19 protein-coding genes are annotated in these 22,433 nt (G+C 44.5%); 8 read left to right on the forward strand and 11 right to left on the reverse strand.

Going from position 1 to position 22,433, the window contains the following annotated elements:
• Positions 1-13: 13 nt before the first annotated feature.
• A complete protein-coding gene (locus tag CYL31_RS00785; protein ID WP_212917110.1) occupies positions 14-955 on the reverse strand; it encodes a LysR substrate-binding domain-containing protein in 942 nt (313 codons plus the stop codon).
• A 106-nt stretch (positions 956-1,061) separates the two neighbouring features.
• Here CYL31_RS00785 and CYL31_RS00790 point away from each other — a divergent pair, with 106 nt between their 5' ends.
• Entirely contained in the window at positions 1,062-1,265 is a 204-nt protein-coding gene (locus CYL31_RS00790; protein ID WP_212917111.1) for a hypothetical protein, read from the forward strand.
• A 160-nt stretch (positions 1,266-1,425) separates the two neighbouring features.
• On the opposite strand, the gene gabT is transcribed toward CYL31_RS00790, so the two are convergent.
• Entirely contained in the window at positions 1,426-2,703 is a 1,278-nt protein-coding gene (gene gabT / locus CYL31_RS00795) for a 4-aminobutyrate--2-oxoglutarate transaminase (protein WP_212917112.1), read from the reverse strand.
• Positions 2,704-2,800: 97 nt separating this feature from the next.
• Entirely contained in the window at positions 2,801-4,267 is a 1,467-nt protein-coding gene (locus CYL31_RS00800; RefSeq protein ID WP_212917113.1) for an NAD-dependent succinate-semialdehyde dehydrogenase, read from the reverse strand.
• A gap of 300 nt (positions 4,268-4,567) precedes the next feature.
• Here CYL31_RS00800 and CYL31_RS00805 point away from each other — a divergent pair, with 300 nt between their 5' ends.
• The 3 genes from CYL31_RS00805 to CYL31_RS00815 all read left to right on the forward strand — a co-directional run bounded on the left by CYL31_RS00805 (position 4,568) and on the right by CYL31_RS00815 (position 8,775).
• Positions 4,568-5,464, forward strand: coding sequence for a Fe(3+) dicitrate ABC transporter substrate-binding protein (locus CYL31_RS00805; protein ID WP_212917114.1), 897 nt, complete (start codon positions 4,568-4,570; stop codon positions 5,462-5,464).
• A gap of 389 nt (positions 5,465-5,853) precedes the next feature.
• Positions 5,854-7,977 (forward strand): TonB-dependent receptor family protein, encoded by a 2,124-nt coding sequence (locus CYL31_RS00810; protein ID WP_212917115.1) that lies wholly within the window; start codon positions 5,854-5,856, stop codon positions 7,975-7,977.
• Positions 7,978-8,106: 129 nt separating this feature from the next.
• Positions 8,107-8,775 (forward strand): GntR family transcriptional regulator, encoded by a 669-nt coding sequence (locus tag CYL31_RS00815; protein WP_212917116.1) that lies wholly within the window; start codon positions 8,107-8,109, stop codon positions 8,773-8,775.
• A gap of 113 nt (positions 8,776-8,888) precedes the next feature.
• Here the strand turns inward: CYL31_RS00815 and CYL31_RS00820 are convergent, their stop codons facing one another.
• The 6 genes from CYL31_RS00820 to CYL31_RS00845 form a co-directional block, all read right to left on the reverse strand.
• Complete coding sequence (locus CYL31_RS00820) at positions 8,889-10,139, reverse strand: NAD(P)/FAD-dependent oxidoreductase (RefSeq protein ID WP_212917117.1); 1,251 nt, start codon at positions 10,137-10,139, stop codon at positions 8,889-8,891.
• 53 nt (positions 10,140-10,192) lie between these two features.
• Positions 10,193-11,128, reverse strand: a complete 936-nt coding sequence (locus tag CYL31_RS00825) for a 4-hydroxyproline epimerase (RefSeq protein WP_212917118.1) — start codon at positions 11,126-11,128, stop codon at positions 10,193-10,195.
• Entirely contained in the window at positions 11,119-12,096 is a 978-nt protein-coding gene (locus tag CYL31_RS00830; protein ID WP_502845433.1) for a dihydrodipicolinate synthase family protein, read from the reverse strand. Before CYL31_RS00830 ends, CYL31_RS00825 begins: the two co-directional genes overlap by 10 nt.
• 325 nt (positions 12,097-12,421) lie before the next feature.
• Positions 12,422-13,381: a sugar phosphate isomerase/epimerase family protein gene (locus CYL31_RS00835; protein ID WP_212917120.1), complete on the reverse strand. Its 960-nt coding sequence runs from the start codon at positions 13,379-13,381 to the stop codon at positions 12,422-12,424.
• A gap of 12 nt (positions 13,382-13,393) precedes the next feature.
• The gene (locus CYL31_RS00840; protein WP_212917121.1) at positions 13,394-14,401 is read right to left on the reverse strand and encodes a Gfo/Idh/MocA family protein; all 1,008 of its coding nucleotides are present in this window, start codon (positions 14,399-14,401) and stop codon (positions 13,394-13,396) included.
• A gap of 117 nt (positions 14,402-14,518) precedes the next feature.
• On the reverse strand, positions 14,519-15,457 hold the full coding sequence (locus CYL31_RS00845; protein WP_212917122.1) for a sugar ABC transporter substrate-binding protein: 939 nt from the start codon (positions 15,455-15,457) through the stop codon (positions 14,519-14,521).
• A gap of 342 nt (positions 15,458-15,799) precedes the next feature.
• Between CYL31_RS00845 and CYL31_RS00850 the strand changes: the two genes are divergently transcribed.
• Together CYL31_RS00850 and CYL31_RS00855 are read left to right on the forward strand one after the other, a co-directional pair.
• A complete protein-coding gene (locus CYL31_RS00850) occupies positions 15,800-16,852 on the forward strand; it encodes a LacI family DNA-binding transcriptional regulator (RefSeq protein WP_212917123.1) in 1,053 nt (350 codons plus the stop codon).
• 14 nt (positions 16,853-16,866) lie between these two features.
• Positions 16,867-17,217 carry a hypothetical protein gene (locus CYL31_RS00855; protein ID WP_212917124.1) on the forward strand — a complete coding sequence of 117 codons (351 nt, stop codon included), beginning with the start codon at positions 16,867-16,869 and terminating at the stop codon, positions 17,215-17,217.
• A gap of 43 nt (positions 17,218-17,260) precedes the next feature.
• On the opposite strand, the gene CYL31_RS00860 is transcribed toward CYL31_RS00855, so the two are convergent.
• On the reverse strand, positions 17,261-18,172 hold the full coding sequence (locus tag CYL31_RS00860; protein WP_212917125.1) for a LysR family transcriptional regulator: 912 nt from the start codon (positions 18,170-18,172) through the stop codon (positions 17,261-17,263).
• 124 nt (positions 18,173-18,296) lie between these two features.
• Here CYL31_RS00860 and CYL31_RS00865 point away from each other — a divergent pair, with 124 nt between their 5' ends.
• Both CYL31_RS00865 and CYL31_RS00870 read left to right on the forward strand, forming a co-directional pair.
• Positions 18,297-18,938 carry a glutathione S-transferase family protein gene (locus CYL31_RS00865; protein WP_212917126.1) on the forward strand — a complete coding sequence of 214 codons (642 nt, stop codon included), beginning with the start codon at positions 18,297-18,299 and terminating at the stop codon, positions 18,936-18,938.
• Positions 18,939-18,968: 30 nt separating this feature from the next.
• The gene (locus CYL31_RS00870; protein ID WP_212917127.1) at positions 18,969-21,023 is read left to right on the forward strand and encodes an FAD-binding oxidoreductase; all 2,055 of its coding nucleotides are present in this window, start codon (positions 18,969-18,971) and stop codon (positions 21,021-21,023) included.
• Here the strand turns inward: CYL31_RS00870 and lpdA are convergent.
• Entirely contained in the window at positions 21,018-22,427 is a 1,410-nt protein-coding gene (lpdA, locus tag CYL31_RS00875) for a dihydrolipoyl dehydrogenase (protein ID WP_212917128.1), read from the reverse strand. The genes CYL31_RS00870 and lpdA overlap by 6 nt on opposite strands.
• Positions 22,428-22,433: the final 6 nt, after the last annotated feature.

Here is a 22,433-nt window from a genome sequence, read left to right on the forward strand (position 1 = left end):
TTGAGCCTTGTTATTAAGGCCAAGGCAGTGGTTGATGATATTCTGTTTTAAGGATGTTTTCACCCTGCCCACCGCTTTCTTCTCTGAGCCAGTCGACAAAAGCCTTGATGCGGGCTTTTCGTGGAGAGTTTTTGCTGTAATTTACATAAAACTCTATTTTGGTATTCAGTGCTTTGGGGAAAGCCTGTACCAGTACTCCTTGTTCCAGCTCTTCTTGCACCATGAACCTTGGGCACAGAAACACACCATGACTGGCCTTTACTGCACTGATTCCCATGTACCAAGAGTTGACTTCGGCCCAGAGTAACTTCTTATTACGAAGTGGCGAGATCTTTTGCTCTGCAAACCATGCTTCCCAACGATAAATAGGTGTATCGACTTGTATCAGCCAGCATTTGAGCAAGTCTGTTGGCTGTTCAAATTGAATGTTTTTTGCCAGTTCAGGTGCGCACACTGGAATGATTTCAGAGGATAAGAGCAGGCTTTGAGAAATATTATCTTGATGGTTGATAAGATTATCGATACTGATGTCTATTTTGCCCGAGTGGATATCTTCGCGTTCATCGGATGAGAAGAGTTTGATGTTTATAGATTGGTGCAAGTGGGAAAAACGCCATAACTTTGGCATCAACCACAGAGACACAAAGCTTTGTAATCCCGAGACAAGCAGAGTTCCTTCCAGCGGTTCGAGTTTGACGCTTTCTAAACCTTTTCCTATGTGTTCGAACGCTTGCTCTAGATGTTCTGCGAGAACTAGTCCTTGACTGGTAAGACGCATGTCTCGGCCAGAGCGATAAAACAATGGCACACCTAGGTAATCTTCTAATAAACGAATCTGCTGGCTCACCGCCGCCTGTGATACATGCAGTTGCTTTGCGGCTTTGGTGTAACTCAAGGTTTGGCTCGCCACCGAAAAGTAATGGGCGGCTTTGAGGTGAGTAACGCGATTGCTCATAAAACATCATCCATAAGATTTTCTAATCTAACCTGTAAGAATATAGCATTCGTTTTTACCTCTTTTTGACGACACAATAAAGCTCTTATTAACAGGAGGTGTGAGTATGTGGACGTTATTGTTGTGGTTGAATCAGAAAATAGTCGCAAGCTATGAGATGCTAAAGAATAGGTATCAAATACAAAAAGCCAGACGTGTCGTCAGAAAGCAAATGGCAATTACTCGTCATTTACCTGCTTACTTACGCCGTGATATGGGGCTTCCACCTTACACGGAACGCGAAGAGACACGATCCAAAGATTCTCAGTAACTTCTCAGATTATCTAATGAATACTGTTGTTTTCAACTGCAGCATTCAGCGCTGCAAATAAAAATGTCCGCATAAAAAAGCCACTGTGTCACCACAGTGGCTTGCAGCAAGATCATTCTTGCAAGCGGAAGTCGATACTTTTCAACTTTGACAAGTTAAATCAGACAAGCTCTTTAAAGCAGCGTTTGAAGATTTCCATGCCTTCGTCGATGATGTCCATCTCGATGGTCAAAGCAGGTAAGAAACGAATAACGTTGCCGCGGATACCGCAAGAAAGTAGCACTAGGCCGTTTTCGCCAGCTTTGGCAGACAGTTTTTTCGCAAGCTCTGGGTAAGGTTTGTTTACATCGCTATCGTGTACAAATTCCACCGCGATCATTGCACCTGCGTTACGTACTTCACCAATGATGTGTGGGTATTCAGCCTGCATAGCGTTTAGATGTTTAACGAAGTGAGCACCTACTTCCACTGCGCGGTCGCATAGTTTCTCTTCTTCGATAACATCAAATACAGCTAGACCTGCTGCACAGCCGACTGGAGAACCGCCGTATGTACCACCTAAGCCTCCAGGAATTGGCGCGTCCATAATGTCTGCTTTACCCACAACCGCGGCGATTGGGAAACCACCCGCGATGCCTTTTGCTGCTGTCATCAAGTCAGCTTCAATACCTGCTTGTTCGTGGCAGAACATAGTACCGGTACGGGCAAAACCAGCTTGGATTTCATCAAGAATCAAAAGCATACCGTGCTCGTCACATAGCTTACGAAGCTTCTGTAGGAAGCTTGCAGATGCTTGGTAGAAACCACCCTCGCCTTGTACTGGTTCGATGATAATAGCCGCAACACGAGAAGGCTCGATATCGCACGTGAAGCGCATTTGAAGGTCAGCAAGTGCTTGCTCTTCGGTAATGCCGAGGTAATCATTTGGGTAAGGGATATGGAAAATATCGCTTGGGAAAGGGCCAAAACCAATTTTGTAAGGGTTCACTTTACCTGTCAGACCCATGGTCATGTTTGTACGGCCGTGGAAGCCACCGTTGAATGCAATAATACCTGGACGCCCAGTGTAAGCACGAGCAATCTTCACACAGTTCTCAACCGCTTCTGCGCCTGTAGTAACAAAGATAGATTTTTTCGGTGTATCGCCTGGTGCTGCTGCGTTTAGCTTCTCAGCCAATGCCACCGCTGATTCGTATGGGCTTACCATCACACATGTGTGAGTAAAGCGCTCTACTTGCGCCAAAACCGCTGCCTTTACTTTTGGATGGTTATGACCTGTGTTTACCACAGCGATACCCGCACCAAAATCGATGTGACGTTTACCTTCCACGTCCCAAATTTCAGCATTTAAAGCACGGTCAACGTAAACTGGTGCCATGTTGCCTTGGCCACGAGCGATAGCACTTTCTTTGCGTTTTTGTAGATCAGCGTTGTTCATTTTGTCTTTCACCTTTTAGAGCAAGCTCTATGTACATGAAGCGGTGCGTTGCTCCGCTTGTTAATTAAGATAAGAGTGGTTGTGTTAGGTGAAAACCTTACGCCAAGCCGCCCATGCACAAGTATTTGATTTCAACGTATTCGTCGATGCCGTATTGAGACCCTTCACGACCACTTCCAGACTCTTTTACACCGCCGAATGGTGCGACTTCACTGGATATAATGCCTTCGTTGATCCCCACCATGCCGTATTCCAAGGCTTCAGAAACACGCCAGATACGAGCGATGTTTTGGGAATAGAAGTAAGACGCCAAGCCAAATGGGGTATTGTTTGCCATGGCAACCGCTTCTTCTTCGGTTTTAAATTTGAATAGCGGAGCAACTGGGCCAAAGATCTCGTTAGAAAAAATGTCCATGTCTTCGGTAACGCCAGTCAAAATGGTTGGCTCGAAGAACTGTGCGCCAGCAGTTGTGGCTTTTGAACCACCGATTAGCGCTTTCGCACCTTTTGCCATGGCGTCGCCAACAAGTTGTTCCACTTTGCTGATCGCAGCGGGATTGATTAGCGGGCCAATGTTGACACCTTCTGCAAAGCCATCTCCTGTCTTAAAAGTCGCAACGCGTTTTGCTAGTTTTTCAGCAAAGGCATCGTACACACCTTCTTGCACTAAAATTCGGTTTGCGCAAACACAGGTTTGGCCAGCGTTACGGTATTTAGACGCAATCGCGCCTTCTACTGCAGCGTCTAGGTCGGCATCATCAAATACGATGAAAGGTGCGTTGCCGCCCAATTCCATCGAAGTACGTTTAACCGTTTGCGCGCACTGAGAAAGCAACAATTTGCCTACTGGTGTAGAGCCAGTGAAAGACAACTTACGTACCGTTGGATGGCCTGTTAATACGCCGCCAATAGCTTTCGCATCTTTACCAACAACCACATTCAATACACCTGCTGGAATACCCGCTTGATGGGCCAGTTCAGCCAGAGCCAACGCACACAAAGGGGTTTCGTCAGAAGGCTTAATGACAATCGCACAACCCGCTGCAAGTGCAGGGCCCGCTTTACGAGTGATCATAGCGATTGGGAAGTTCCATGGTGTAATTGCCGCGACCACGCCAATAGGCTGTTTAATAGTTAATACACGCTTGTCTTTGGCGAAAGTAGGAATCACGTCACCATTCAAACGACGTGCTTCATCTGCAAACCAATCAATAAAAGACGCACCATAAGCCACTTCGCCTTTCGCTTCGGCAAATGGTTTGCCTTGCTCCAAGGTCATCAAGGTCGCTAAGTCGTCTTGGTTGTCTAAAATTAGCTGGTTCCAACGGCGCAATAAGGTCGCGCGTTCTTTCGCTGTGCGGTTTTGCCATTCTTTCTGTGCTTTTTCAGCCGCTTCAACAGCTTGTGTTGTCTCGTCTGCGCCTAAATCCGCAACATCGATAATATGTTCACCATTCGCAGGGTTGGTAATGGCGAAGGTCTTGCCAGATTTAGCAGCTACCCATTCACCACCAATGTATGAGTGGCTTTTAAGTAGAGAGGGCTGAGATAGTATTGCTTTCATAAAACACTCCAGGCTTGGCTACGGAGGATGGTTAGTAAGTGCAGCTCTTAATTAACTTAGCACTTTTAATACCAATCGATAGTAGGCAATGACCATGGTTTGAAAAATGAGAAGCTATCAACTCAATGTTTGATGTTATTCAAACATTAGACGGCTTACGGTAGCTCGAAGGTTTCTAATAGAGATGCGCGATGAAATAGGGTTTCTGAATGGTGAATAATTATTTTGTCATTAACAATGAAATTGATAGCCATTCTCTTTTGAAATATGATGGCCGCACCTTCAAAAAGAGCCATCATTATGCCGTTGCGTCATGTATCTATTTATGTCATTTCTCTTTTATTGTCATTGTCTTCTTGGGCCTATCCAAGCATTCAGGATGAAAATGGTACTTTCACTCTGCCCAGTGAGCCTAAGCGCATTGTCGTTTTAGAATTATCATTTGTGGACGCACTCGCTGCGGTTGGCCTCTCTCCAATTGGCATTGCGGATGATAATGACCCTAATAATTTGCTCCCAGAAGTTAAGGCGAAACTGAAACCTTGGATCTCTCTAGGAATGCGATCACAACCAAGTATGGAGAGAATTGCCGAACTTCAGCCAGACTTAATTATCGCGGATTTTCAGCGGCACGCGGCGGCTTACGATAATCTATCCCGCATTGCCCCAACTTTGCTGCTAAAAAGTCGTGGTGAAAGCTATTTAGACAGTCTTGCGTCTGCTGAAAAGATTGGAATTATTGTTAATAAAAACGCAGAAATGCAGGCAAGGCTTAGCGAACATAAAGTCATCATGGCTAGCTATCGAAAGGCATTTGAAAAAATGACGTCGGTCGGAAGCGTACAGTTTGCTATTGTCAGTTCGCGAGGCATGTGGCTGCATGGGCCAGACTCATACGCTGGCGGGGTGCTAAATGCTCTGGGATTAGCCAGTCCAATTCCCGATGATGGCAATATGCCGTATTTAGCCAACAGCTTAGAATTATTGCTCAAAGTGAACCCCGACTGGTTATTGGTTGGTGCTTATGGTGACCACACAGTCCTTGATGATTGGCGTACTAACCCATTGTTTCAGTTACTTACCGCAGAGAAGAAAAGTCAACTTATCAACGTCTCCCCCGAGTTATGGTCTTTAAACCGAGGCATTCTTGCTGCAGAAGGGATAGCAAAAGATCTTGATAGAATTTTGTCACCTTAAAGAGTAGTAACTATAAATCTATAACCTTCTTAATGCTCTTCTCTATCCGAACGGTACGCCTCGAATTGTACTTTCCTTGATTATCCCCGTGATATTAAAGCCATTTTAAGGCGTGTTGCATAAGTTGCAACGAATCATTCCTCATTGTAAATATAAATGATATGTGTTCTCATTATCAAAAGTAAGTTTATGTAAATTTACTTGCCCTGCGTATTTCATCTCAATTTTCAATATTTTTGATGAAAAGTATTACCTAGGCTCCACGGATGGCACATCCGGCATCAACTCAATCGGATACGGCTCACCTGCCGAGTTCATGGTCAGCTACAGCTATGAACTATAAATCAGAAAAAATCGTCATTATCACCTTGTGAAGGAAAAATCTTTATATGTTTATTCGAGAATCGTCTGTTTTAAGTAGTACGACATTCCGCTATTCCATTTTGGCTTGCTCTATGATGTTTGGCTTATCTGCTCAAGCCGCCAGTGAAGCGACTGAGCTAAAAGCTCTCACCGTTAATGCGAGTGTGCTTGGTGAATCGAAAGAATCAGATGTCAAAGAATACGCTGGCAGTCGTACAGTTATTTCAGCGGAACAGATGACCAAAACAGCAGCTAAGTCTATTGATGATGCTTTGCAACAAGTGCCAGGTGTTAAAGTTCAAGATGAAACAGGAACGGGCGTATTGCCAAACGTTTCCGTACGAGGCTTGAGTGGTAGCCGAAGTGAGCGAGCACAATTTCTAATGGATGGCGTACCGCTAACACTTGCGCCATATGGTCATACTGGTCAATCTGTGTTTCCTGCGACCTTGTCATCATTAGAGCGTATCGATGTGGTTCGCGGTGGCGCTGCAGTTCAATATGGCCCAAATAACGTTGGTGGTGTGATTAACTTGGTGACTAAGCCAATTCCTAAGGATTGGGAATCGCAAATTAGCAACCGAATCACTGGATTTGAGCACAGCAATAATACATTGAATAACTTGTATCTCCGCACGGGCGGTTGGGTCAACGATGACTTTGCCATACAGCTTGAAGCTAATACTCAAAATGGTGACAGTGCTCGTGATCACTCCGATACCGATGTGCAGAATTTCCAGATTAAAACCGATTGGCTGATCAGCGATACCCAAGAGCTGCAAGCGTTTGTAGAACGCTACGAGGCCGATACCGAAATGCCTGGAGCATTATCACCTCAGGCGTATCGTGATGATAGAACTCAATCACAACGTTTACTTGATAACTACGACGCCACTGCATCACGTTGGCATTTAAAGTACATGCAAGACTTGGATTGGGGCAATGCCGCGCAGCTTGAAGTGCTGACTTTTGGTCATCATGATACTCGTGATTTTATTTGGGGGTTTAGATCGGGTACCCCCCTTTGGTCTGATCCAAGTCTTACTTCCGATGTTCTTCGTAACTCGCCTCGTGAGTTCACTGTTTATGGCGTAGAACCTAAATTGTCTGTGGCATTTGGATCACCAGAGTCAGTAACCCAAAATCTTATTGTTGGTATGCGTTACGTAAATGAAGATATCAGCTACAAGCTTAATCAGCGAGGAATTGGTTCGAACGTGGTGGCTATTCCTGTACCTCGTGATTGGCATTTGGAAACCAACGCTGTTGCAGGTTACGTGAGTGATGAAATTGGCCTAATGAATGATCGTCTTAAAGTCACACCAGGTGTTCGCTTTGAGTCGGTTCATATGAATATGAATTATCGGGATAATGGAGCAGCTAATCAGCAACAAAGTAACCAGATTAATGAAGCTTTGCCAAGCTTAACGGTTGCTTATAACTTGACCGATGAATGGGTGTCTTATGTTAATGCACAAAAATCATTGCGTGCTCCGCAAATAGCTCAAGTAAAAGGAAAAGGTCACGAAGATGGAGAAATATCTTGGAACTATGAAGTTGGAGCTCGTTATACAAAAGGATTAAATAGCTTCAATGTGGCATTGTATCTAGTGGACTATAAAGACCAGTTACAATCGAACAGTCAGACACAAACTGTTGATAATATTGGTGAAACAAAACACCAGGGAATAGAAGTATCAGGTCGTTACTCGCCTGAATCATTGCCTGATTTGACTCTAGGTCTGGCTTATACTTATCTTGATGCGACGCTTCAGGAATCAGGAGAAAATAAAGGGAATAAGCTGCCATTCTCATCCAAAAATCAGATCTCTTGGGATGCAAGTTATAACCTTGCTGGTTACCAATCTACAGTATCTGGTTACTACTACAGTGATGCTTTCTCTGATAATGCTAATACCGTAGAAGAAGATGCTAGCGGTTTGACAGGTAAAATACCGTCTTACACGGTTTGGAACCTGAATGTCAGTAAAGATCTTTATGAAGCAGGTAACACTAAGTTGAGCATTGATGTGGCTATAAACAACGTATTCGACAAGGAATACTACTTCCGTGGTGTTGATACCAGCCCTGTTGGTCGTTACCCTGCCGTGGGTCGTACTTACAGTGTGACAGGTAATCTTACTTTCTAAATGGTTCGATCGGCTTAAAACGATTTAATCTATGAGTTATAAAAAAAGCGCCGCTAACCTCACGTTAGCGGCGCTTTTGCGTATAATAGCTTGATCTTCCTGTATTTTAGTCCGCGAAGGAGTAGTCGCTTGGTACCCAAAAGAGCCGTTGTTCGTCAGAGTTTCCCCGATATCATTGCTGCAGATTTGCGCCAGCGTATTTTATCTGGCGACCTTGCGGAAGGTGAGCTTATTCGTCAGGAGTTATTAGCGGAAGAATATGATGTCTCGCGCATGCCAATTCGTGAAGCGCTGAAGCGTCTTGATGCTGAAGGGCTGGTGGTTTTCACCAATAATCGCGGTGCTACGGTCACCAAGCATTCTCTTGCTGAAATTGCCGAAATCTTTGATGTACGAATGATGCTAGAAGTGGATCTTTTCACTCGTGCTATTCCTCTCATGCAAGATGAACATTTTGAGCTTTGTGAAAGTATCCTTAAAGAGATGGAGCTATCTTATCGAAGTGGCGATGTCGCGGCTTGGGGGCCATTAAATGCAAGATTTCATGGTGCGCTTTATGCCGCAGCGGATAGAATACTGACAACAAATCTATTAGAGCGTGCCAGCTTACAATCCAACCGCTACGTGAGTATGCACATCGATCAATTAAATAAGTCAAAAAGCGCCCAGCAAGATCATAGTGACTTACTGATGTTAGCCCGCCAACGAAACGTCAATGCCGCTGCAGACAAACTTCGTGCTCATATTGAAAACACCAAGTTCCAAGTGCTTGAATGGATCGCCGCTGCTCGCCGGTAGCGTCCCTAACCGCTCTAATGTAGGTCGGCCTTTAGGCCGTCAAAAAATTTGATAACACCAAATTCAAGTCCTTGACGCGCTAAAGCACGACCTACAAAAAACTTTAGAAATGGTTAAAACCGAGTGGCTGAAAATGGTGTCAGGTCAATGTCTGGAGCCTGATCATTGGCAAGTGCCGCGACGAGCTCAGCGGTTCCTGCGGATTGAGTGAGCCCCAGATGTCCATGTCCGAAAGCATAAATTACTCGTTGAGATCGACTGGAATAACTGATCACCGGAAGACTGTCAGGCATGGAAGGACGAAAGCCCATCCACTGTTTACCTCCGTTAACTTTTAAACCGGGTAAGAATGTTTTTGCTTTATTGAGTAAGACCTCAGCCCGTTGAAAATTGGGCTTCAAATCCAATCCACCCAGTTCAACTGCACCGCCAACACGAACACCTTCGCCTATTTTTGTCACTACAAAACCATGATTGTTAAAAGTTAGGTGGGTTTTTAAATCAAACGCTCTGGCTGGTAATGTCGTGTTGTACCCTCGTTCAGTATCTAGCGGTAAACTGTCACCAATAGATTGTGCTAAGGTTTTTGACCAAGCCCCTGCAGCTAGAACTACTTGCCTTGTCTCATAATCGGCTGCATCGCTTTTTAACGCCACACTATCCTGATGAACCACTATGGAATCAATCGATGCAATGGCGATTTTACCGCCAAGCTTTTCAAACTCATTGGCTAAGTGTTGTGTCCATTCGGCAGGGTCGCAGACGTTTTTCCACTCCGGAGTAAAGGCTGCATGGGTAAATCGGGGATGAATGCCTGGCTGGATTTTGGCGATAGCGTCTGGACTGAGTAAAAATTCATAGATTACGCCGTGTTGTTGACGAGTTTGCCAATCAGCAAGGCTGGCGTTAAATTCGGCTTGGCCTTCGTAAAGCTGTAATTGCCCTTCTCGACGAATCATGGCTTCGCCGTTGGTGGCTTTGATTTGGCGTTCCAGCGCCACTTTTGAAAAATCCATTAGATTGGCTTGCGCCGCCAATGCTGCTTGGTATTTATCTTTCCAGCTAGCGCGCCAAAAACGCAACATCCAAGGGATAATTTTCAACGCGTAAGCGGGACGTAACGACAAAGGGCCGAGAGGATCGATCAACCATTTTGGAGCTTTACGCATAATGCCTGGTGTAGCAAGAGGAATCACATCGGCAAAGGCAAATGCACCGGCATTGCCTGACGAGGTTTCTGCCGCAACACCTTTTCGATCCAATACCAGCACTTGCCGGCCTTCGGATTGCAGTTTTAACGCAATGCTAATACCGATAATTCCGGCACCAATGACAATCACATCCTGATTCTTTGTACTGTCCATTTTGGGTTCACCAATTATGTCTAACCAATTGTTTGAAGTTGGGCCTTCCATCGCTAAGACAGTTTAATGCCATTTTTTAAGGGATCGCTGGGGTTCATCATCAAGGTTGCTTCTTTAGTGACAAACGCCTGACCAGTTATATTGGGAATAATTGTATCGTTTGTCACTTGCTGATAGCTCAAACGATAACTGCTGCCAATGGTGCTTTCTTGAATAATTTCTTCACTCGGAGCAAGGCGATTATCCGCCGCGAGGCAAGCCAAGCGAGCGGAACTTCCCGTGCCGCAAGGTGAGCGATCGTAGGCATTGTCAGGACACAGAACAAAGTTGCGGCTGTGGCCTTTTTCGTTCAAGGCAGGCCCATAAAGCACAATGTGATCAATGATACCGCCATCTGTACCTGTTAACTGCTTCACTTCAATGGCATCACGAATTTTGATCGACACTTCTGTTAGGTTACGAATATTGCTTGGTACCACAGGAACAGGGCTTTGATCGACAATAAAGAACCAGTTTCCACCGTAGGCCACATCGCCATAAACTGTACCTACACCTGCTATGTCTAAGCTCACATCTTTGTGTAAACGCCGACTGGCGACGTTTTTCACCGTCACGGTATTGGCATCGGAAAGTGTCACTTCAACCACACCAACGGGCGTTTCTATTTTATGCGTCCCTACACCGATTTTGCCCATGTGAGCCAGCGTTGCCGCTACGCCAATGGTGCCGTGACCACACATGCCGATGACAGCTGCAGCGTCGAAATAAATCACGCCTGCCACGCAAGTTGAATCAACCGGTTCAACTAACATCACGCCGACCATGGCTTCTTGCCCATAGGGTTCTGATACTACAGAGCGATAAAAATCCTTATGTTCCGTGGCTAAAATCTTGGCGCGCTCAGCTAAAGAACCAGAGCCTAAATCTGGCCCACCAGACACAATAACGCGGGTTGGTTCACCTTCCGTATGACTGTCGATTACTTGCATGTATCTATTACTCCACCTTGTTTTGCCCAATCCGCAAACCAGTCTTTGAAGAGCGTATATTGATCTTCACAATAACGACGTTGTGCGGCGTTAAGCTCGTCCGTTTCGTTGAAGTGTAATCGATACTCTTCTTCACCGTTTAAAACAAGCAAATATTTGAAGAACAAGACTAACTCAGGGCCTTCGTCGAAACTGGCTAAGACAGAAAACGCTTCTTCTAATTCTTGGGCGCGAACGCGGGCTTCCGCGTTACCTTTTGCTGCTAACTTACATAAGTTGGCGAGTAACAACACTTCCTTCGGTAGTGCCGTGCCAATACCGGTGATTGCGCCAACTGCGCCGCATTTAACAAAGCCGTGATAAACCGCCGTATCAACACCAATCATTAACAACACATCATCGTCTTGGGAGGTGATGTTTTCCGCTGCGTAGCGCAAGGCTGCTTTACTGCCAAATTCTTTAAAGCCAACTAGATTCTTATGCTCAGCACGTAGCGCAAAAAACAAATCCGCACGGGTCTCAAAGCCATATACAGGGCTGTTGTAGATAATCGCTGGAATCGATGGTGCCGCGGAGAGAATCGCTTTGAAATGGTGCTTCTGAGCAGCGATCACCGAGCCACGAGACAGTACGCGAGGAATCACCATCAAACCCGCTGCACTGACTTGCTCGGCGTGCGCTGCCAACGCCACCGCGGATTTGGTATTAATCGCTCCCGTACCGACCACCACTGGAATACCTGCATTCACTAAGCGCTCCACGCCTTCCATACGCTCGGCATCTGTTAACAAAGGCCAATCGCCCATGGAACCGCAATACACCACCGCAGACATTCCCGCCGTGATCATCTCTTTGCCCTTCTTTACTAAGCTATCGAAGTCTGGCGTACGATCCGCCTTACAAGGTGTCATCAACGCCGGCATAATACCTTGGAAAACACTAACGTCTAAAACAGAGTTATTCATCATTCGATACCTTTTCAAAGAAATTTAGGGAATTTGTTACCCATTGGTTAAAATGGATTTTGTATCCAAAATATACCTAGAGCAAAAAGTAGTCAATGGAATGTTTCTTTAATCTTTATGTCTATGCGTTTGAGTTAATAGAAATAGCTGGTGAGAGAGAAGCGTTAAGCTAAGTATGTTTAAAAGATTTGTAGTTTGAGAAGGGCTTTGTGTCTGAAAATGGGAGACTGTGATACTTGTACGGAATCTGTTTATATTGAATGGCATAAGGGAAACAAGAGATGCTCGGCCTGTCTCTTATTCCCCTTTTATTATTTAAAAAAGTAGTTTAAATGTCTTGTAACTTAAAGTCAGAAGGCGCTTTTGGTATTACCCCTTGCAATAGATCGACGGACTTTTCTAAACCTTCTAAGGAGTTAAGTAAAACGTCTTCATGCTCAATTGATAACCAACGGTCATAACCATTCATCAATAGGCGGTAGCAGAATTGACGCCACCACTCTTCACCGTGGCCATAACCTAGGGTGATGTATGACCATGAACGTGCTGGAATATCAATCAAGCTACCATTTTCAAGTAAGCTGGTGGTTGCCTGTACACTTGGGTTTAGCAGTGTGTCTTTGGCATGCACGTGATAAATCGCATCGCCTAGCGCGTCGACTGCAGCAATAGGATCGGCTCCCATCCAAAATAAATGTGACGGGTCTAAGTTAGCACCAATGATAGGGCTTACTGCAGAGCGCAGTTTTAATAGGCTAGGTACATTGTATACGCATTGGCTGCCGTGTAATTCCAATGCGATGCGTTCTACTCCACATTCTTTTGCTAGTGCAACAATGTCTTTCCAGTAAGGAATCATGACTTCTTCCCACTGATATTTCAGCATAGTTTGTGTTTCCGGTGGCCATGAAGATACTATCCAATTTGGCATCGAGTCACCTGGCGCGCCAGCAGGCAGCCCTGACATGGTGCAGACCGTTTTCACCCCCATTTTACCAGCTAAGCGGATGGTATCTTTTAAGCACTGAGATTGGGCTTTGTCTGTCGGATGTAGAGGATTACCGTTGGCATTTAGCGAAGCGATTTCGAGTCCTCGGCTGTCGAATTCTTGTTGAAATGCTTGGCGAGCTTCTGCGCTGTTTAATAACTCTTCCAAGCGGCAGTGTGGTGCAGTGGACCAGCCGCCAGTATTGATTTCTACGCCATGAACACCCATTCGTTGGGCGTTATCGAGCATTTCCGTTAATGATTGGCCACTAAGGCTGTCTGATACAAAACCAAGTTTCATGAAGATAGTTCCTTATAGGTAAAGAGTCGGCTTTTCTATGCGATGAATGGGGGTTTTTAGGCCTGAGGAGAGTGCTTGCACACCAGCTTCTGCTATTAGTGTGGCGCAATAACCATCCCATGAATCTGAAGCAATTGGATTGGGTGTGTTTGTCAAGATTGATTGAATCCACGCCTTATTTTGCAAACGGTAGGCTTCGGCAAAACGTGGTCGCCAATCTGCTGCATAGGCTTCGCTTGCCTGTAATGCGCTATGTAGCTCCGTAAGAACGGGACTGCGTAAAGCGATACTGCCCTTCTCTCCTACTAATTCACCGCGTACGTCATAGCCATACGCAGCATTATTATTGATTTCAATATTTACCAAGCGACCGGATTCAGTCTCCAAGACCATAAACACTGGTGCACCTACTTTAGATGTATCTAAGCATTTTGGTTGAAATACTGAAATGGACTGAATGTCTTCATCTAGCATAAAGCGTGCAGCGTCAAATTCATGAGGGGCGGAATTAGAGATGGCCATTTGTCCTGTGAAGTTTGCAGGTGCCTCGACATTCCGGTGGAAGCAATGAAACATCACGGCTTGGCCTATTTTTCCTTGTAGTAAATCTTGTTTCATTGCTGTGTATGAAGGATCAAACCGGCGCATAAAGCCGAGTTGCACCATTTTTTTACCCAGCTTAATCTCTTCTTCTATAACGGTCAGGCATTCTTGTGAACTTGTTGCCAATGGTTTCTCGCACAGAACTGGTTTACCTGCTTTTATTGCAGCCAAAGTTAATGGAGTGTGTGTGTGATCTGGGCTGGCAATGACTACGGCGTCTATTTCTTTGCTTGCAATAACTTTGAGAGCGTCTGTTTCAGCGTGTTGAATACCAAATTGATCGGCTACATAGCGAGCGCGTTCTGCAGACACATCGCAAATGGTATGTAATTCAACGTGAGGTAGGTCTTCAGCAAATATACGTGCGTGATCCATCCCCATAATACCTGTGCCTATTAATGCAACTCGTATACTCATATTATTAACCTTTTTATTTGTGAAAACTTATTGTTGATGAAAACCAGAAATTTTGACTGGGCCTTGTTCAAAAGCTGGGAAAGCCCTTTCCCAGCTAGGAGGACAAAAGCAATGTTCTTAGTTACGTTTGTTATAATCAGCCATGTTTTCTGGTGTGACCAACTCAAAAGGAATCCATACTTTTTGCTCTACCTCTTCGTTATTTATAAGTTGCAAGGCTGCTTGAACTGCACCACTGCCTTGAGCTGCACCATTTTGAAAAACGGTTACGTCAAGATCACCAGCTTTCATAGATGAGAGAGCGTCTGAGGTTGCATCAATACCTGCGACAATGACACTGTCCATAGAGCGGCCTGTGGCTTTAAGTGCTTGTATTGCGCCTAATGCCATCTCGTCGTTATTAGCGATCACTGCATCAAACTCTAAGCCAGCCGTTAACCAATTGGACATTAGGTTGTTACCTTCAGTACGCATGAAGTTCGCGGATTGTTGTTCAATGATTTCAATACCGCTGCACTCTGGGGTAGCAAATACGTCATGAACGTCTTTAGTTCGAATCGTTGTATTATTATCGCCAATGGTACCCATCATAATAACGGCTTTGCCTTTACCATCTAATAGGCGGCAAACTTCTTGTGCTTGTAAGGTGCCAGATTCCAATTCATTGGAACCTACAAACGCCTGATTATCGGGCATCATGTTAATATTTATTGGGTGACGGCCCACGTAAACCAATGGGATACCAGCTTCTTCTGCCGCATCACTCATGCCCATAGTGGCATCGGAATCCACTGTATTAACTATGATTGCATCTACACCTGACGCGATAAAATTTTGTATTTGGTTTAGCTGAACACCGATTTCATTTTGCGCATCTTCTACTTGTAAGTTAACGCCAGATTTCTTTGCCGATGTTTCGATATTATTTCTTAGAACAGATAGAAAATTGTCGTCAAAACTAAACAGTGTGACGCCAATTCTAGGTTGGTTAGAGTCCGCTAGTGCAGGGGTTGCTAAAATGGCTAGCGTCATGGCAGCTGTAATTATTTTTTTCATGTGCTTCTCCTTATTATTTTATTTATTAGTGAAACTAAGCCTCACTAGATTGTGAATCTATCATTGAGATTTGATGTTAATCAATATCATTTTGATTTGATGAAGATCATTTTGATGTGTTTTTGTTTCATTGTTTCTTTTGTTTTTCATTAAGTTATTGTTTTTAATTGATATTGTATTTCTTTTTTATGATGGTCTTTTTTATGTTTATTGGTTTGTATGTAAACGGTGATAATGTTTCAAGATGAGGCTTTTGTGTATCACGGATAGTTAGGTTCTCTTTCAACATCAAAGACGGTAATCTAAGCCAGACTTCATTTTACTAAATAGAGAACAGTAGACGTGTCAGTAGATTTACTAAAAAAAACAACGATGAAAGAGGTTGCTGAACTGGCTGGGGTAAGCGTAGCGACGGTCGATCGAGTGTTAAGTAATCGAGCCAAAGTCAGTCCCCATACGAAAGAAAGAGTATTTGCCGCTATTCAACAATTGAATATTCAGCAGCAAGTGTCGATTGATTCAGGTAATACAGAATCGAATGAGCCTCTAAGATTTTTATTTCTATCAGAATCTGGCGCTAATTTTTTACGCTCGATCGAGGATGCTGTACTTGAAATCAGAGAACTGTTTTCTCCACACAATATTACGATTCACACAAAGTCACTCTATCCGTTTAATTTAGAGAGCTTTCTTGCACTGTTAGAAGTGTCTTCAGAGCAATATGACGCTATTGTATTGCTGTGTAGGGAGGACCCTGCTATTTCCTCTTCTGTTAATAGAATTGTAAAAGCTGGCTGTCCAATAGTTTGCTTTACGACTGACTTGTGTGATACATCGCGTTTATCTTATGTTGGACCAAACCACGTGAGCGCGGGTCGCACTGCGGGATCTTTAATGGGGCGTTATATCGGGCAGTGTGCTGGTGAAGTTGTTCTTGTTGTGAGTGCGCCTTACCGCTCTCAATATGAGCGTGAGCTAGGTTTTAGACGAGTGATTAGAGAACAATTTCCCAACCTTAAAATTTTAGAGTCTCTTAACAATCACGATTTAGATGAAGAAAGTTACGATAGCTTGATTAAGTTGTTTAACTCTGGTGTTAAGCCTTTAGGTATTTATAACGTGACAGGTGGAACTCAAGGGGTTGCTCAAGCGTTAAAAGAAAAAGGTTGGTCAAAGGATGTTGTTTTTATTGGTCATGAGCTAAATGATGGATCCTATGATTTACTCTCTCAAAATGAGGTAGATATTATCATTGACCAAGATTTGAAATCGGAAGCGCTCACTGCTATCAACGTATTAATGCATCATTTTGAGCGTCTCCAAAAAGAGCCTATGCAGACGACGAGTGCTCCGATTATAACGTTGCGTGAAAATATGGTAGTAAAAAACGTTTGATAAAAGAGGTTTGCTTGCCGTATTTAGATCAGTTCATGCAGCAGTGGAAAGCGTATTTAAAACAACAGTTTCCCCATTGTGGACTTAGCTATGTAGCCACAGATGCTGGCGATAGTGTTGATATCAAAGCGAATTCATTGGCTTATTTCAGTTGGCTAAGGGCTTCTAGAGCGGGTAATAATTTCGATGAATCAAGGGATGGAGTCGCTTGGGTAATGCTGGAAAAGCAATTGCGAACATTTGCGGAAAAAGCCGAAAAAGGCACATTCGACCTTGTTTCGAAGTTGCATATCAAGGAAAACCAAATCCAGATTTATCTGAATTTTAGTTATGATAACGAACAGCATATTGTCTATGTTGGCTGATTGCAGGTTATTCGTATTCAGATCAAGTATTAGACTGGATTTTTCAATACCAAGGTGTTGAAACAAATGGGTTGTTTTTTAGCCTTTTAACGGCAAGGTCTAAAAATGAGCGTATTTTAGAGTTCATTCTGCGTCCTTCTAAATGAAGAATGTTGATAGGCAAAGGGTCTTCTTCAAAATGTTCTAATACTCGTTGTAATCTTCCTTCTTTGAGCTCCTCTCCTACTTGGTAAGACATGACACGAGTTATACCTGTACCCTGAATGGCTGCTTTAATGGCGGCTGAACCCTGAAAGCATTGAAGGCGTGGGGTGAGTTTTATCACTTCTTTCTTGCCATTGTTTATAAACTCCCAGCTGCTTAAGGGGCCATAAAGCATAGAAAGTATGATTTGGTGTTGGGTTAAATCGGCCGGACATTGGGGAATTCCGAATTGCTGGAAATAATCTGGGGAGCCACAGAGAATACGTTTTACGTTGCCTACTTGAGTCGCATAAAGGTTGGAATCTTTTAGATGGCCGATGCGAATGGCAATGTCGAGTTCATCCTCCACTAGATTGGTATTGCGATCGGAAAACATGGTTTTCACCGATACGTCAGGGTACAGAGCTAGGTATTCGCTGATAATTGGCATGATGTGCATCTCGCCAAACAACATGGGAGCCGTAATGGTTAATGTCCCTTTGGGAGCGGCATAGATGCCTGTTGCGGCGGCTTCCGATTCTTCCACATCGGCAAGTATGCGTTTGGTATCGCTTAGAAACCGCACTCCAGATTCTGTGAGCCGAACATGTCGAGTGGTTCGGTGAAATAGCTTTACCCCAAGATGATTTTCCAACCAAGCGATGGATCGTGTCACCGCGGGTGCTGAGAGGTTGAGTTGCTCGCTTGCTCCAACAAAGCTTTTTTGTTTCGCCACTTCAGCAAATACCTGCATTGCTTCTAGCTTATCCATGTTTTCGTCTCTGTAGTCTATTTCAAATATTGTAATAATAAATTTCATTTTTAACCAATTATTACAAATTGATAAGCCGCTACAATCTTCTGGCGATTAAATATTGATCAAGCAGGAGAACACCATGAATGCTAAGTTTCCATCAAATCACTCCCCGATTATTTTGTACCGCAATCCTCTGTCGGGGCACTGCCATCGGGTCGAGCTAATGCTGTCGCTGCTCGATTTACCCTACAAAACAGTTGATCTTGATATGCTCAATGGTGCGCATAAAGCGCCAGAATATCTCAAACTGAGTCCTTTTGGTCAGGTACCAGCGATAGATGACAATGGTGTTGTTCTATCCGATTCCAATGCGATTATCACTTACTTGGAAAAGCGCTATAACGATGGTTATGAATGGATGCCAAGTAATCCTATTGAATATGCAGCCGTTCAGCGTTGGCTTTCTGTGGCAGCTGGCGAAGTTGCCTATGGGCCTTGCGCGGTGCGTTTGGTCAAATTGTTTGGTTTAGCATTGGATTACGAGACAGCGAAGCAGAAAACATTGGCGTTATTTGCTGTGCTTGAAGACTGGTTGGGGTCTCGTTCTTATTTAGTTGGTGAGCAGGTCACCTTGGCCGATATTGCTTGTTATAGCTACATTTCCCACGTGCCAGAAGGCGGCGTTAGTCTTGATCCTTACCCATTGATTCGTGCTTGGTTAGAACGTATTGAAGCGCAACCTCGTTTTGTCGGTATGGCTCGCTCTCCTGAGTTGGTTTAGTAATTAATATTGATGTGACAGGACGAGATGATGCCGCAAGATTCCTTACATTTTCATTCTGGCGAGCTTGCCATACAAGAGCGTCTAGGACTTGTTGAAGACGTTGCTCGTAATACCAAAAGTGCGATTCGTACAGCGATGCCTGACCAACATCGTGATTTTTTTGCACAACTGCCTTTTGTAATTCTTGGGTTGGTTGATCAGCAAGGCTATCCGTGGGTAATACCTTTTTTTGGCGAGCCGGGTTTTGTCAGCTCTCCAGACGCTACTTTGTTGCAAATTAACCGACGTTCGACACTAATTGATGCATTTGATTTAGAATTTCAGTTAGGTAGCAAAGTTGGGTTTCTGGGCATTGAGTTAGCGACTCGTCGACGAAACCGGATGAATGGTATTTTGCAGCAGCTTAATACGGACAGTTTTACAATTGTGGTAGAGCAAAGTTATGGGAATTGCCCTAAGTACATTCAAACGCGCTCGCTGCAATGGCGACCTCTTGCCTCATCTACTATTGAGCCTGTTGATATTGCTCGCTCTATCGTTTTGTCATTGGAGGGTGAATCTAAACATTTGATTGAGCGTGCTGATACGTTTTTTATTGCCTCTCGCTCGCCAGAGTTTAGCCAAGACCGTCGATCTGGTATTGATGCGTCCCACCGTGGTGGTAAGCCTGGGTTTGTTAAGGTGGATGGGAATTGTCTTACTTTTCCAGACTTTAGTGGTAATCTCTTTTTTAACACCCTTGGCAATATTGAAGCCGATGGCCGCGTGGGTTTGTTCTTTCCAGACTTTACCTCTGGCGATGTCTGCTTTGTTGTTGGTCGCGCTCGTATCCTATGGGATGAGTCCATTATCCGCTCTTTTGAAGGGGCTGAACGTATGGTGGAAATCGATGTGGAACGAGTGTCGTTTATCCCTACATTTATGCCGATGACCGCGAGTTTGATCGAGCCATCGCCATTTTTACACAACACAGGGTCATGGCTAGAAAAGTCGATGCTTTCTAAAACGTCCAAACTTCAGCTCGGTTACCGTTCATTTCGTTTAGTAGACAAGCAGAAAGAGAGTGACTCTATTACCTCGTTTTATTTTGAGCCTGACGACGGTAAACCCATTGCAGCGCATGTACCGGGCCAGCATCTTCCTATCCGTCTTAACGCAACAACATCACAGCAGCCGTTAATGCGCAGCTACACGCTTTCCCACGGTGATTTCTTGGGCGCTTATCGAATATCTGTTAAGCGTGAAGAGCGAGGTCTTGTCTCTAAGTATCTTCATGACTCATTGAAGGTCGGGGATTTAGTAGACGTTGGGAAACCGGCGGGTCGGTTTACCATTCAAGCCAGCAATAGATCGATTGTGATGCTTTCTAACGGTGTTGGTATTACACCCATGATTGCAATGCTGGAAGGGATTATTAGCTCCTCGCAGTTAGTTCCGTCCCCGCGCTCGGTTTACTTTATTCACGGTACGCAAAATAGTCGAACGCAAGCGTTTGGGGATTACTTATCTGAGCTTGCTGAACAACATGATTGGTTACAGCTGCATAGAGTGTTTTCTAAACCTTTGACTGAGGATCGATTGGATTTATCCCATGATTCACAAGGTCGCATCGATCTCGCGCTTATACGGCAATTACTTGGAAATAAGGTGTTTGGAATGGCAAACCATGATTATTATCTGTGTGGTTCAAATAGCTTCATGCAAGATATCATGGCTGGGTTAGTTGCTAGCGGCATGCCTAAAGAGCAGATTTATTTTGAATCGTTTGGTAATGGCGCAATTGAATCAATTAATAACGTCGCTCCGAAAACAGCGAACAAGACGCAGATAACGTTTAGTCAAAGCAATCAAGATACTATATGGCATTCAAGCGATGGCACTTTATTAGAGTTTGCTGAGCAACAAGGATTGGCCCCAGCATTCAGCTGTCGTTCTGGTAGCTGTGGCTCTTGCGTTTGCCAACTGGATTCAGGGCAAGTGGTCTACACCTCTCCGATCAGCATTGAGCTTCAAGCAGGAGAAGTGTTGATCTGTTGCGCCAAGCCGGCGCCAGAAAGTCCCCGTATTGTGCTGAACTTATGATGCTTTCTTTGCTTTTTTGTTCGGTAAGTCTGTAATCGTCCCCGCGCCGAGTTCTGCCGCTAAGCCGACGGATTCGTGTAGGCTTGGGTGGGCGTGGATGGTTAAGGCGATGTCTTCCAATGTTGCACCGAACTCGATGGCTAGGGTCAGTTCACCGAGTAATTCCCCTGCATGAGAACCAACGATGCCAGCACCTAAGACGCGTTCTGTTGCTTCATCATAGATAAGTTTAGTCTTACCTTGCGTCACGCCAGAAGCAATCGCTCGTCCGCTTGCAGTCCATGGAAAAACGGCTGTTTTAACAGGGATGTCCTGCTTTTTCGCTTCTGTTTCGGTTAAACCAACCCAAGCAACTTCAGGGAAAGTGTAAGCAATCGATGGAATAGCGAGAGGCAAGAAGTCGACTTTATGGCCTGCAACAACTTCGGCGGCGGTATGGCCTTGGTGTGAAGCCTTGTGCGCCAGCATTGGACCATGGGTGACGTCGCCAATGGCTAGAATATTAGGTACAGATGTTTTGCATTGCTCATCAGTTAATACAAAACCTCGTTTGTCTAATTTTACGCCAATGTCTGCAATGCCTGCCGTTTTGCCGTTAGGTGAGCGACCAACAGCAACAAGTACTGCATCAACTGCAAGATTGCGTTCTCCGTTTTTGTCTTTCAAGGTGACATTTAACGCTTCAGGTGTCGCTTTTATATCGGTCACTTGAGTTTGTGTCAAAAAGGTCATGCGGTCTTTGTTTGTTTGCTCGAAGACCTTCACAAGGTCTTTATCAGCCCCTGTCATGATTTGTTCGCCAAGTTCCGCAACGGTGATTTTCGCACCGAGTGATTGGTAAACGGTGGCCATTTCAAGACCAATGATACCGCCGCCAAGTACTAATAAATGCTCAGGAATACGTTCGAGTTGCAGAGCGCTAGTAGAGTCTAAAATTCGTGGATCGTCATAAGGCACAAAAGGTAATTTAATCGCACGTGAACCAACGGCGATAATGGCGTTTTTGAATTCTACTTTTTCTTCTGAACCGTCTTTTGAAACTGTTATTGAGTTTGTCGAGTCGAACTTCCCTTCGCCATGAAGAACGGTGACTTTTCTACCTTTGGCCATCATTGTTAAGCCGCCAGTTAATGTATCTACTGTGGATTGTCTATGATGGCGGATGGCCTCAAGGTCAATAGTCGGCTTGGCAAATTGCACTCCGTGGGCTGGTTCGTCAGCCATAAGGATTTTGCCTGCTACATGTAATAGGGCTTTAGATGGAATACAGCCGACGTTTAGACAGACGCCGCCCAATGTATTGTGGCGTTCTATTAAAGCAACCTTTAAGCCCAAATCCGCTGCTCGAAATGCGGCAGCATAACCACCAGGACCACTGCCTAAAACCACAAGATCGTATGTCATATTTTT

The sequence above is a fragment of the Marinomonas sp. A3A genome, assembly GCF_018336955.1.
GTDB classification, from domain to species: domain Bacteria; phylum Pseudomonadota; class Gammaproteobacteria; order Pseudomonadales; family Marinomonadaceae; genus Marinomonas; species Marinomonas lutimaris.

Bases quoted from the DNA above. Each gene is read 5' to 3' on its own strand.
- CYL31_RS00860 (WP_212917125.1), bottom strand. From the start codon at position 18,172: ATGGATAAGCTAGAAGCAATGCAGGTATTTGCTGAAGTGGCGAAACAA.
- CYL31_RS00800 (WP_212917113.1), bottom strand. From the start codon at position 4,267: ATGAAAGCAATACTATCTCAGCCCTCTCTACTTAAAAGCCACTCATAC.
- CYL31_RS00865 (WP_212917126.1), top strand. From the start codon at position 18,297: ATGAATGCTAAGTTTCCATCAAATCACTCCCCGATTATTTTGTACCGC.
- CYL31_RS00805 (WP_212917114.1), top strand. From the start codon at position 4,568: ATGCCGTTGCGTCATGTATCTATTTATGTCATTTCTCTTTTATTGTCA.
- CYL31_RS00830 (WP_502845433.1), bottom strand. From the start codon at position 12,096: ATGATGAATAACTCTGTTTTAGACGTTAGTGTTTTCCAAGGTATTATG.
- CYL31_RS00785 (WP_212917110.1), bottom strand. From the start codon at position 955: ATGAGCAATCGCGTTACTCACCTCAAAGCCGCCCATTACTTTTCGGTG.
- gabT (WP_212917112.1), bottom strand. From the start codon at position 2,703: ATGAACAACGCTGATCTACAAAAACGCAAAGAAAGTGCTATCGCTCGT.
- CYL31_RS00835 (WP_212917120.1), bottom strand. From the start codon at position 13,381: ATGAAACTTGGTTTTGTATCAGACAGCCTTAGTGGCCAATCATTAACG.
- CYL31_RS00790 (WP_212917111.1), top strand. From the start codon at position 1,062: ATGTGGACGTTATTGTTGTGGTTGAATCAGAAAATAGTCGCAAGCTAT.
- CYL31_RS00845 (WP_212917122.1), bottom strand. From the start codon at position 15,457: ATGAAAAAAATAATTACAGCTGCCATGACGCTAGCCATTTTAGCAACC.
- CYL31_RS00810 (WP_212917115.1), top strand. From the start codon at position 5,854: ATGTTTATTCGAGAATCGTCTGTTTTAAGTAGTACGACATTCCGCTAT.
- CYL31_RS00825 (WP_212917118.1), bottom strand. From the start codon at position 11,128: ATGCAAGTAATCGACAGTCATACGGAAGGTGAACCAACCCGCGTTATT.
- CYL31_RS00820 (WP_212917117.1), bottom strand. From the start codon at position 10,139: ATGGACAGTACAAAGAATCAGGATGTGATTGTCATTGGTGCCGGAATT.
- CYL31_RS00840 (WP_212917121.1), bottom strand. From the start codon at position 14,401: ATGAGTATACGAGTTGCATTAATAGGCACAGGTATTATGGGGATGGAT.
- CYL31_RS00870 (WP_212917127.1), top strand. From the start codon at position 18,969: ATGCCGCAAGATTCCTTACATTTTCATTCTGGCGAGCTTGCCATACAA.
- lpdA (WP_212917128.1), bottom strand. From the start codon at position 22,427: ATGACATACGATCTTGTGGTTTTAGGCAGTGGTCCTGGTGGTTATGCT.